Raw genomic sequence first — 12,058 nt, 5'->3', positions numbered from 1 at the left:
GCGATGCTCACGCATCGCTGCGGCAGCCTCGGCCCAACTCCTCGCCCTACTCTCAGTCCGCCCGCCGAATGCGGCGGAAACGCATCTTCAAGACCCCCCAGAAAGCCTCGCCGAAGATCCCGCTGCTCATCTTCGAGCTCCCCCGCGTCCGATCCGTAAAGATGATCGGCACCTCCACGATCCGGAAGCCCAGCTTCCAGGCCGAATACTTCATTTCGATCTGAAACCCGTACCCCCGCATCCGGATCCGGTCGAAGTCGATCGCCCGGAGCACCTCCGCCCGGAAACAGACGAATCCCGCCGTGCAGTCCCGCACCGGAATCCCCAGCACCCGCCGCACGTAAGCCGACGCATAGTACGACATGATCACCCGCCCGATCGGCCAGTTGATGACATTCACCCCCGTCACATACCGGGAGCCGATCGCCACATCCGCCCCCTCGTCCGCACAGGCCCGCCAGAGCCGCACCAGATCCGCCGGGTCGTGCGAAAAGTCGCAGTCCATCTCGAACACATAGTCGTAGCCCCGCTCCAGCGCCCACCGGAAACCCGCGATATAAGCCGTCCCCAGCCCCTGTTTCCCCGCCCGTTCGATCAGATGAATCCGGCCGGCATACTCCTCCCGCCCCATCGCCTCACGCACCGCCCCCGCCGTTCCGTCCGGCGAACCGTCGTCGATCACCAGCAGGTCGAACGGCTCCGGCAGACCGAACACCCGCTCGATCATCGGCCCGATATTCTCGATCTCGTTATAGGTCGGAAGAATGACTACCTTTTTCATCCCTGTACAGCATCTGGATAGGACGATAAAGATAGCGGAAATTTTCCGTATCTTTGGAAAATGAATCTCCCGAGCAAGATAATCGACCGTTTTTCCGGAACACGGCGCCTGCTCCGCCGGCTCTGCTGGCTTTTCGTGCTGGCAGGCACGGTGCTCGCGGCCGACGCCCAGCCGAAAAAAGGCCGTTTCCTCGCGCTGTTCGGCGCCCGGAACTTCCGCCTCGACAACACCGTTTTCATCTCCACCGACTTCGAACACCGCAGCGTCTCGACCGAAATGGCCAAGTGGCTCCGATCGGAGGGGGTGGCGGCTTCGAACGCCTTTCACAAGGCCCGGAACCGGATCTCGTTCGTCAAAGTCGCGGCAATACCGGGAGCAAAGGGGGGCGATGCCTGGCAGATCGACGTGCGGGCCAAGCGGGTGACAGTCGCATTCACCAGCGAGACATCGCTGCAAAACGCGATCGCCGCATTGCAGGGGATGCTCGAGCGGGACGAAGCCGGACGGCGGTACTTTCCGGCCGGGACGCGGGTCGACTGGGGAGCTCGGCACAAGCCGCAGCCCAAGCGCGAGGCGGTGGCGGATGCGGCGACCGCCATGCGGACGGTAGACGAGCTGGAGACCGTTCTGAAACAGCTCAGCACCAAATCGGGCGAAGTCTACCTCATGCTGGTGAGCTCCGACAAGTGGCGGATGCAGTGTCCGTCGTTAGAGGCGGCCAGGCTGACCGACCGGCTCTACTCGGCAGACGGATACTACAACACCCGGCAGCTGGAGCAGCTGGCCGCGACCGCCAAACGCAGCCGCATCGAAGTGATTCCGACGCTGGAGCTGCTGCACGAGAACAAACCGTTCACCGAAGCGTTCGGCCACTCGGTCTTCTCGGTCGAGGGGATGCGGCTCGTGCGGGCGGCCATCGAAGACTGCATCGAGGCGATGCACCCGAACAAGATCTGCATCGGAACGCTGTCGCCGAACACCGACATGCGTTACCTGGAATTTATCTCCAGCCTCGCTTCGATGCTGGAAGTCGAGCTGGTCATTATCGAATCTTAACCATTCCGGCCTCGGAGACGAGGCCTTTTGCTTCCCATGCGAGCCCTGATACAACGAGTCGCCGACGCCTCCGTCACCGTAGACGGCACCCCGATCGCACGGATCGGAGCCGGATTGCTGATTTTGTTGGGCGTGACCGGTGGCGACACGGTCGACGACGCCACCCGATTAGCGGCGAAGATCGCGCGGTTGCGCATCTTCGCCGACGAGGCGCAGGCCATGAACCGGTCGCTGCTCGACACGGGCGGCGAGGCGCTGGTGGTGAGCCAGTTCACGCTCTACGCCTCGACCCGGAAGGGGAACCGGCCATCGTTCGTCGCAGCGGCACGGCCGGAGGAGGCGGAACCGCTCTACCGCTTCTTCGTCGAAGGGCTCCGCGAAGAGCTAGGACGACCGGTAGCCACGGGGCGGTTCGGGGCGGACATGCAGGTCGCGCTGACCAACGACGGGCCGGTGACCATCGCCATCGACACCCGGGCTTGGGAGTGAGCGCCCCTCTTCTCTGCCCGCCCATACCACAAAAACCCACACGCCATGGCGCACTTAGACGAAATCATCGCTCCGGTAGAGGCCGCATTCGAGGCTTTCCGCCAACGGCTCGACGCGGCGACGCGGTCGGAAGAGCCGTTCATGCGTCCCATCACCCGCGACATCCTGCGGAGCGGAGGGAAACAGATGCGGCCGCTGCTGACGCTGCTGACAGCGGCGCTCCACGGCGAGAACGGCCACCCGAAAGCGCTGGCGGCAGCGGTGCTGATCGAGATGATCCACTGGTCGACCCTCGTGCACGACGACGTGATCGACGAGGCATACGTGCGGCGCGGCGAATGGACGCCGGGGGCGCTCCTGCGGTCGAAATCGGCGGTGCTGACGGGAGACTACCTCTTCTCGAAGGGGCTGGGGCAGGCGGCACGGGCGGGAAGCTACGGGGCGATGCTGTCGGCGACGCGGGCCATCGAACTGATCGTGGACGGAGAGCTGATGCAGATGGAACATGCCCGGCGGATGGACACGACAGAGGCGGTCTACACGGAGATCATCCGCCACAAGACGGCGGCCCTGCTGGCCGCGGCGGCGGAGTGCGGCGCGCTGGCCGCCTGCGGCGACGACCCGCAGGCGGAGGAGGTGCGGAGGATGTACCGTTTCGGCGAGCTGCTGGGGCTGGCGTTCCAGATTCAGGACGACCTGCTCGACTTCGGTTTCTCGGCCAACGGCGATCCGCTGAAGACGGGAAAAGTGCTCTGCAACGACCTGCGGGAGCGGAAGATGACCCTGCCGCTGATCCGGGCGCTGGAGGGCGTCCCGGCTTCGACGCGGCGGCTGGTGCTAAAACATCTGCGACGGGCGGGGGAACGGAGCGCGTCGGTAGCGTGGCTGCGGGACTTCGTGGCGCAGAGCGACGGGCCGGCCTATGCGGCGGGGGTGATGAGGCGGTACCACGCGGAGGCGGTGGGGTTGCTGGAGGCCTATCCGGAGACGCCGGTGCGGCGGGCTTTGGTGGCCTATGCGGACTATGTGGTCGGACGAACTTTCTGAGACTCGATTCCAAAAGTTTACAAAATCATGATACTCATTACGAACGCGCGGATTTGCAACGAAGGGGAGCTTTTCGAGGGGTGGCTGGCGATCGAAGGGGAGCGGATCGCAGACGTCGGACGAGGGCCGGAGTGTCCGGCGGCGGTGCGGGACGGTGCGACGGAGGTGCTGGATGCGGCAGGGGCGCTGGTGATACCGGGGGTGATCGACGATCAGGTTCATTTTCGGGAGCCGGGGCTGACGGAGAAGGCGGATATCCTCACCGAATCGCGCGCGGCGGCGGCGGGAGGGGTGACCTCTTACATGGAGATGCCGAACACGCGGCCGCCGGCGGTGACGATCGACCTCCTGGAAGAGAAATACGCCCGGGCGGCGGAGGTCTCGGCGGTCAACTACTCGTTCTACTTAGGGGCGACGAACGAGAATCTGGCGGAAGTGGAGCAGCTCGATCCGGCGCGGAACTGCGGGGTGAAGGTCTTCATGGGCTCGTCGACGGGCAATATGCTGGTGGACAACGAACAGACGCTGGGAGATATCTTCCGGCTGTCGCCGACGCTCGTAGCGACGCACTGCGAGGACGAGGCGACGGTCAGGGCCAATCTGGCGGCGGCCACAGCGGCGTTCGGCGGAGAGATTCCGGTAGCGATGCACCCTTTCATCCGGAGTGCGGAGGCGTGCTACCGCTCGACGGCGCATGCCGTCGAGCTGGCGCACCGGTACGGAGGGCGGCTCCATGTGTTGCACCTGAGCACGGCGCGGGAGCTGGAACTGTTCGAGACGAGTAAACCGCTGGAGGAGAAGCGGATCACGAACGAGGTGTGTGTGCACCATCTGTGGTTTTCGGCGGCGGACTATGCGGAGCGGGGGACGCGGATCAAGTGGAATCCGGCGGTGAAGTCGATCGCGGATCGGGAGGCGTTGCGGGCGGCGGTGCGGAGCGGAGGGGTGGATGTGGTGGCGACGGATCACGCGCCGCACCTGCTGAGCGAGAAGCAGCGTCCGTACCTCGAGGCTCCGTCGGGAGGGCCGCTGGTGCAGCACTCGCTGCCGGCGATGCTGACGCTGGCCGGAGACGGGATTTTTACGATACCGGAGGTGGTGGAGCGGATGTGTCATGCACCGGCACGACTGTTCCGGATTCGGGAGCGGGGTTTCCTGCGGAAGGGGTATTTCGCGGACATCGCGATCGTGGAGCTGAACGCGCCGTGGCGAGTGACTCGCGAGGCGGAGGGGCCGGAGGAGGAGCGGATACGCTACAAATGCGGCTGGTCACCGTTCGAGGGGGTGAGATTCTCGGCACGGGTGCGCCACACGTTCGTCAATGGGGCGCATGTCTACGATTCGGGGCGGATCGACGAGGCTGTCCGGGGCGCGCGTCTGGAGTTCCGGGCGGAGTGATTGGGACTCTTGTCTGACCGGGGGGCCTGGGAAATCGGCACTTGGTCTGACTTTACGCGGGACGCCGATGTGCCGCTGAACGGGACTTTCCCGTACTATTCGGACGGCGTAGCCGGTGAAAAATATGGGACAGATAATTACAAGGCGACCAACGGTCGGTTGTACAAGGTAACCACCTCCGGTACGGGAACCCCGCTTGCCTGGTACCCCGCCCCGGGCAGCCGCTATCGCACCTCAGGCGTACTGTATACCGTCAGCAACTACGGATTCAGTTGGTCTTCAACAGCGAACGACAGTAGCGGGGTATACTTGGACTTCAGCACGCAGTACCTCAATCCCAGCTACGTGAGCAGCCGTGGCCACGGTTTTCAGTTGCGTTGCCTCTCGGAATAAACGGCGAACAAGAAACAAGGCCAAACCCCTTCGGCTCGAAAAGCCGCGGGTACAGTTGGTCGTCCGCTGTCAGCAGGACTTACTGCGTGTTCTTGGGCTTCGGCACGCAGTACCTCAATCCCTGCAGCACGGACAACCGTGCCTTCGGTCGTCAGTTGCGTTGCCTCTCGGAATAAACGGAAGCCTCGACTGATTGAGAACCCGGGCTGGTGGTGGAAACCCCGCTTGCCTGGTACCCCGCCCCAGGCTACCGCAATCTTGCAGATGGCGTGCAGCATAACGTCGGCAAGGACGGGTACAGTTGGTCGTCCGCTGTCAGCGGAACTTACGGCGTGTTCTTGGACTTCGGCACGCAGAGCCTCCATCCCGGCAACGTGGTCAGCCATGGCCACGGTTTTCTGTTGCGTTGCCTCTCGGAAGTGCGTGTCGCACTCCCAATTGGCAGCCTCTGCCCCAATAAGCAACCTCTACTCCAGTTTACCGACACAGCCTTAGCGATGCGCAAGCATCGCTCCGTCGCCCACCGGCGTTTTATTAGGGTTCTCTCTGCCTTATTAGCCGGACGCCGCCCGCGAAGGGCTGTTCCGTCCGGTTCGAAGCTCGAAAGTCGCCCGCCCGCTTAAGAGGGCATATTCTGTTGGTTGGCCAAGCGCCAACCAACAAGAATTGCCGCGGGCGACTCAAAAACGCATTAACAAACCCGCGCGCCTTTGGGTTCCTATCTCAATCTCTTTTCTTTGTTCCGCTTGGGCCGCGGGGGCCCCTACTTTCTACTATGTGGTAGAAAGTAGGCAAAGAGCACATTCAAGGGGGACTTACATCCCCCCTTGAAAATCCCCCGACGATTCTTTTAGGGTAGACACGGCCAGCTTTCGAGTGCCGAGCGGCCCCGGCTCGAAGAGCCGCAAGGGCCGGTAATTCCAGCCACCAGCTATTCACTTACCAAGCGGGTTGAAGCCTGCGGGGCCCAAAGCAACGGCAGTTGCGGGCCTCCGCTGCGGGAGGCTCCGGCCCGCGCGGTTCTACGAACCGCAAAAGCTCAGCCCAATACTTCGCCCACCCCACACCCCGATTCTCCGCCCTATTCGGCCTGTCGCCCATCCCCCCCCGAAGCCGCTACGCGGCTTGGGCAACAGGGCCGGCGGTTTTGCGAACCGCAAAAGTTTGGCCAAGCCGTCTGTCGTGTTCGGGCTGCGGCGTCGGGCCCGGGCATCGAAGATGCCCCGCCGCAAGCCCGGCGATTCCTCGCGGAATCGCACTATTCATTCTCAAAATACATTTCGTAACGCCCGTAGCAGTCCGGCGCCAGCGGAGAGCGCAACGAGCACCGACGAGTTGCAGCCCTCCGCCTGCCGGGGCGGCGGACTGCGCGACCCAAAGGGTCGCAAAAGCTCAGCCCAATCACAGTCCAATACTTCGCCCACCCCATACAACCGATTTCGCCCCGTTCGGCCTGTCGCCCAGCCCCCCGAGACGCTTCGCGCCTGGGCGACGAGGCCGGCGACCTCAAAGGGTCGCAAAAGTTCTCTCCAAGTCTATTGCAGTTTCGGGCGGCGCGCTCCCCGGGTGGGCCGAAGGCCCAGCGCGCATGCCCGGCGATTCACAGAATCGCGCTACTCGCTCTCGGCCCAAAGTCCGGGTAACAGCTCCGCCCAGCGCAGCGCGAAAACCGCGCAAGCGATTTTCGCGCCCGAAGAACCGTGTCAGCCTCACTGCGGCTCCGCTGTCGCTCCGCCACCTATCGCATTTTTCCCGCGCGCTGGCGGAAATCTTGTTAGAACCATTCACCATGGTTCTAACGATTTCCTACTCCAGCAGTCGCGCGCGGGGCATTTTAATCGTCGCCCGCCGGGATTTCATCTCAATTTTGCTCACCGCAAAACGAGTGAAATCCCTCTTTACGCGGGCGGGCGACTTTTCCTATGGGAGGGAACTGCCCTCGGGCCGGGCGGGCCCCACGTCCCGTGGACGGGAAAATGCTTACGCATTTTCACTTATCTGCTTAGTCCAATTCTTTTCCCGCGCGCCTTGGGCGATTCATTCTGTTTCGCCTCTTCGCCGAAACAGTTGAATCGCCTCCTTAAGCGGCGGCGCGCGGTGCCTTCGGGCACTCCGAAATAGCAGCCTCGACCCTACGCGCGCCAGGGGAAATCTTGTCAAAATGCGGTTGCGCATTTTGACAAGATTTCCCTCTTAAGGCGTCGGCGCGCGCACCCACAGGGTGTTTTATTGGCAACCTCTACCCTAACAGGGTGGAACTGCGCTCGGGCCGCGCGGGCCCCACTGGTAAGGCGAAGAAAAACCCTAACAAAACACCCTGTGGGTGCGTGGACGGGCGAAACGTAGTTTCGCTGCGGCAGCCTCTACCCCATTCTCTGTCCGCGCGCCGGAGAAAATGAAAAAGCAGGGCCGGGGGCTCTCCTACAATTAGGAGAGCCCCCGGCCCTGCTTCATACCTGCCCCATTCGCTAAAGAAGGGGGCAAGAGGCGGATGTTACATATCGTGCCAAGGCTTTACGCCTCAACGGACAAGCCGTCCTGAGCCGCTTCGGCGGCAGTGGCTACGGCGTCCTTAGGCCCGACGATCAGATCCTGGAACTGACGGGTACCTGTCCCGGCCGGAATCAGGTGACCGCAGATCACGTTCTCCTTGAGCTTTTCAAGCGGGTCGACCTTGGCGTTGATGGCGGCTTCGTTCAAGACCTTGGTAGTCTCCTGGAACGAGGCGGCGGACATGAAGCTGCTGGTCTGCAAAGCGGCACGGGTAATCCCCTGCAGCACCTGATCCGAAGTGGCCGGCACGGCATCGCGCACCTGCACCTCTTTCATGTCCTTGCGCCGCAACATGGAGTTCTCGTCGCGAAGCTGGCGCAGGGTGATGATCTGACCGGCACGCAAAGTCGTCGAGTCCCCCGCATCCGTAACGACTTTCTTTTCGTAGATATCGTCGTTCTCTTCCATGAAGTCCCACTTGTCGACGATCTGTTCCGGCAGGAAGCGCGTGTCTCCCGGATCTTCGATGCGCACTTTGTTCATCATCTGACGGACGATGATCTCGAAGTGTTTGTCGTTGATCTTCACCCCCTGCATCCGGTAGACCTCCTGAATCTCGTTCACGATATACTCCTGAACTTTGGTCGGCCCCTGAATGGAGAGAATATCCTCCGGCGTAATGGCCCCGTCCGAAAGCGGCATGCCGGCGCGGATATAGTCGTTCTCCTGCACCAAGATCTGCCGCGACAGCGGAACGAGGTATTTCTTCACTTCGCCGGTGCGCGAGGTGACGACGATCTCGCGGTTCCCGCGCTTGATCTTCCCAAACGAAACCTCCCCGTCGATCTCCGACACCACAGCCGGGTTGCTGGGGTTCCGGGCTTCGAAGAGCTCGGTCACGCGAGGCAGCCCCCCCGTGATGTCCCCCGCCTTACCCACGGCACGCGGAATCTTGATGAGGATATCCCCGGCAGCCACTTTGGCATTCTCCTTTACGACGATATGCGCCCCCACCGGCAAGTTGTACTGCTTCTGTTCTTCGCCGTTCTTGTCGAGAATCCGGATGATCGGGTTCTTGGTCTTGTCGCGCGATTCGATAATCACCTTTTCGCGATAACCGGTAGTTTCGTCCGATTCCTCGCGATAAGTGACATTCTCGATCACGCTGTCGAACGTCACCTTACCGCCGAACTCACTCACGATAACCGCATTATACGGGTCCCATTCGCAGAGCAAATCCCCTTTCGAGACCTTATCGCCGGTATTGACATACAGCGTCGCCCCGTACGGCAGGTTGGCGTTGTACAGCGTCGCCCCGGTATTGTTGTCCACGATCCGCAAATCGGCCAATCGGCTAATGACCATATAGACTTTCCGACCAGTGTCGTCCTTGCGTTCCACCATCCGAAGTTCATCGATCTCGATGTGCCCGTCATATCTGGCCACGATCTTATTATCCGCAGCAGAGCCACCTGCAACCCCCCCGACGTGGAACGTACGGAGCGTCAGCTGCGTCCCCGGTTCACCGATCGACTGGGCAGCAATCACCCCGACCACTTCGCCCTTCTGCACCATACGACCCGTGGCCAAGTTGCGCCCATAACATTTAGCGCACACCCCTTTCCGCGATTCGCAGGTGAGCACCGAGCGAATTTCGACCATCTCGATCGGCGACTCTTCGATCGCCTTGGCAATTTCCTCGGTAATCTCCTCGCCGGCCTTGACGATCAGCTCGTTATTGAGCGGGTTATAGATGTCGTGCACCGACGTCCGCCCGAGAATCCGTTCGTAGAGCGACTGCACCACCTCCTCGTTCCGCTTAATCGCCGTCGCCTGCAACCCGCGCAGCGTGCCGCAATCTTCTTCGTTGATAATCACATCCTGCGCCACATCGACCAACCGCCGGGTCAGGTAACCCGCGTCGGCCGTCTTCAACGCAGTATCCGCCAGCCCTTTTCTGGCACCGTGCGTCGAGATGAAGTATTCGAGGACGCTCAACCCCTCCTTGAAGTTCGAAAGAATCGGGTTCTCGATAATCTGCGCCGCTTCGGCGGTCGACTTCTGCGGTTTGGCCATCAGACCACGCATCCCGGAGAGCTGACGAATCTGCTCCTTGGAACCACGGGCCCCCGAGTCGAGCATCATATAGACCGGGTTGAAACCCTGATCATCCTCGGTCAGCTGCTTCAGCACGGTGTGGGTCAGCTTCGAGTTGGTATGCGTCCAGATGTCGATGATCTGATTATACCGCTCGTTGTTGGTGATGAAACCCATGTTGTAGTTCTCCATCACCTCGGCCACCTGGTCGTAACCGTCCTGCACCAGCGCCTCCTTCTCTTTCGGGATAATCACGGCATCGAGGTTGAAACTCAAGCCCCCCCGGAATGCCATCTTATACCCCAAGGCCTTGATATCGTCCAGGAAGTTCGCCGTCACCGCCGCGCCGCACTGCTTCATCACGTCGCCGATAATATCCCGCAACGACTTCTTGGTCAGAAGCATGTTGATATACCCCACCTCCTTCGGCACCACCTGGTTGAAGATGATCCGTCCGACGGTGGTGTCGATGATGTTCCCCGGCCCGAGCCGCAGTTTCACCTCCGCATGCAAATCGACCCGCCCTTCGTTATGCGCGATAATCGCCTCTTCGGCCGAGTAGAACACCAGTCCCTCGCCCTTCACCCCCTTGCGCGGCTTGGTGATGTAGTACAGCCCGAGCACCATGTCCTGCGAAGGCACGGTAATCGGCGCCCCATTGGCCGGATTCAGGATGTTGTGCGACCCGAGCATCAAGAGCTGCGCCTCCAGAATCGCGGCATTTCCCAACGGCAAGTGCACGGCCATCTGGTCGCCGTCGAAGTCGGCGTTGAATGCCGTACAAGCCAGCGGGTGCAGCTGCAACGCCTTCCCTTCGATCAACTTCGGCTGGAAAGCCTGGATCCCCAAGCGGTGCAGCGTAGGAGCCCGGTTCATCAAAACCGGATGCCCCTTGATCACATTCTCGAGAATATCCCAGATCACCGGATCTTTCCGGTCGATAATCTTCTTAGCACTCTTAACGGTCTTGACAATCCCCCGCTCAATGAGCTTCCGCACGACGAACGGCTTGTACAGTTCCGCCGCCATATCCTTCGGAATCCCCATCTCGTGCATCTTCAGTTCCGGCCCCACCACAATGACCGAACGAGCCGAGTAGTCCACCCGTTTCCCGAGCAGGTTCTGCCGGAAACGGCCCTGTTTCCCTTTCAAAGAGTCGGAGAGCGATTTCAACGGCCGATTGGACTCGGTCTTCACCGCATTCGACTTCCGTGAATTGTCGAACAGCGAGTCGACCGCCTCCTGCAGCATACGTTTCTCGTTCCGCAAAATCACCTCCGGGGCCTTGATTTCGATCAGCCGCTTCAAGCGGTTGTTCCGAATAATCACCCGCCGATAGAGGTCGTTCAAGTCGGAGGTAGCGAACCGCCCCCCGTCCAACGGCACGAGCGGCCTGAGTTCCGGCGGAATCACCGGAATCACGCGCATGATCATCCACTCGGGCTTATTGACGTCCCGTGACGCGCGGAATGCTTCCACTACGTTCAACCGTTTCAGCGCCTCGCTCTTCCGCTGCTGAGAGGTCTCGGTCGATGCCTTGTGCCGCAAGGAGTACGACAGCTCGTCGAGGTCAATCCGCTGCAGCATGAGTTCCAAGGCCTCTGCCCCCATCATGGCGATGAACTTATTGGGGTCGCTGTCTTCCAGCGCGCGATTCCCCTTGGGCAAGGTGTCGAGGATGTCGAGGTATTCCTTTTCGGTGAGCAAATCGCCCTCTTCCACATTCTCTGCGGCGCCCTTCTGGATCACGATATACCGTTCGTAATAGATGATCATGTCCAGTTTTTTGGTCGGTATCCCGAGCAGGTAGCCGATCTTATTGGGCAAAGAGCGGAAATACCAGATATGTGCCACAGGCACGACCAACTGAATATGTCCCATCCGCTCCCTGCGCACTTTCTTCTCGGTCACTTCCACACCGCATCGGTCGCAGACGATCCCTTTGTACCGAATGCGTTTGTATTTCCCGCAATGACACTCGTAGTCCTTGACGGGGCCGAATATGCGCTCGCAGAACAAACCGTCTCTCTCGGGCTTATAAGTCCGGTAGTTGATGGTCTCGGGCTTGAGCACTTCGCCGCTGGACTTTTCGAGGATCTGTTCGGGCGATGCCAGCGAGATGGTGATCTTCTGGTAGTTCCCGGGGGCTTTCGTTTCTTTATTATATGCCATAATGTTGCTTGTTCCTGATTCTGAATTAAATCAATCCCTTTTTTTTTTTCGGTCGGTGCGGTCGGTTTCTTGATGAACGGGAGGGTACTGTTCTTTCTGTGAACAGAAAGAACCAAAGAAACTTTAGAGGAT

At 60.8% G+C, this 12,058-nt stretch carries 9 protein-coding genes; 7 read left to right on the top strand and 2 right to left on the bottom strand.

The window, feature by feature from the left end:
* Positions 1-52 precede the first annotated feature (52 nt).
* Positions 53-781 (bottom strand): polyprenol monophosphomannose synthase, encoded by a 729-nt coding sequence (locus tag QZ292_RS07395; protein WP_294600025.1) that lies wholly within the window; start codon positions 779-781, stop codon positions 53-55.
* Positions 782-841: 60 nt separating this feature from the next.
* On the opposite strand from QZ292_RS07395, the gene QZ292_RS07390 reads away from it, so the two are divergent.
* Genes QZ292_RS07390 through QZ292_RS07360 form a run of 7 tightly spaced genes read left to right on the top strand, consistent with a single transcriptional unit; the run spans position 842 to position 5,787 of the window.
* The gene (locus QZ292_RS07390; RefSeq protein ID WP_294600022.1) at positions 842-1,837 is read left to right on the top strand and encodes a hypothetical protein; all 996 of its coding nucleotides are present in this window, start codon (positions 842-844) and stop codon (positions 1,835-1,837) included.
* Positions 1,838-1,873: 36 nt separating this feature from the next.
* The gene (dtd, locus tag QZ292_RS07385) at positions 1,874-2,326 is read left to right on the top strand and encodes a D-aminoacyl-tRNA deacylase (protein ID WP_294600020.1); all 453 of its coding nucleotides are present in this window, start codon (positions 1,874-1,876) and stop codon (positions 2,324-2,326) included.
* A 45-nt stretch (positions 2,327-2,371) separates the two neighbouring features.
* Entirely contained in the window at positions 2,372-3,373 is a 1,002-nt protein-coding gene (locus QZ292_RS07380; RefSeq protein WP_294600017.1) for a polyprenyl synthetase family protein, read from the top strand.
* Positions 3,374-3,400: 27 nt separating this feature from the next.
* Positions 3,401-4,771, top strand: coding sequence for a dihydroorotase (locus tag QZ292_RS07375; protein ID WP_294600015.1), 1,371 nt, complete (start codon positions 3,401-3,403; stop codon positions 4,769-4,771).
* Positions 4,772-5,164 (top strand): hypothetical protein, encoded by a 393-nt coding sequence (locus QZ292_RS07370; RefSeq protein ID WP_294600013.1) that lies wholly within the window; start codon positions 4,772-4,774, stop codon positions 5,162-5,164.
* Positions 5,149-5,340, top strand: coding sequence for a hypothetical protein (locus tag QZ292_RS07365; RefSeq protein ID WP_294600010.1), 192 nt, complete (start codon positions 5,149-5,151; stop codon positions 5,338-5,340). The genes QZ292_RS07370 and QZ292_RS07365 overlap by 16 nt, the downstream gene beginning before the upstream one ends.
* A 36-nt stretch (positions 5,341-5,376) precedes the next feature.
* Positions 5,377-5,787 carry a hypothetical protein gene (locus tag QZ292_RS07360; RefSeq protein ID WP_294600007.1) on the top strand — a complete coding sequence of 137 codons (411 nt, stop codon included), beginning with the start codon at positions 5,377-5,379 and terminating at the stop codon, positions 5,785-5,787.
* Positions 5,788-7,678: 1,891 nt separating this feature from the next.
* Here the strand turns inward: QZ292_RS07360 and rpoC are convergent.
* The gene (gene rpoC, locus QZ292_RS07355) at positions 7,679-11,926 is read right to left on the bottom strand and encodes a DNA-directed RNA polymerase subunit beta' (protein ID WP_294600005.1); all 4,248 of its coding nucleotides are present in this window, start codon (positions 11,924-11,926) and stop codon (positions 7,679-7,681) included.
* Positions 11,927-12,058: the final 132 nt, after the last annotated feature.

It is taken from the genome of uncultured Rikenella sp., assembly GCF_910577125.1.
Taxonomy (GTDB): Bacteria; Bacteroidota; Bacteroidia; order Bacteroidales; family Rikenellaceae; genus Rikenella.
The sequence above is the reverse complement of the archived record's forward strand: the minus strand, read 5'-3'. Positions and strand labels throughout refer to the sequence as shown.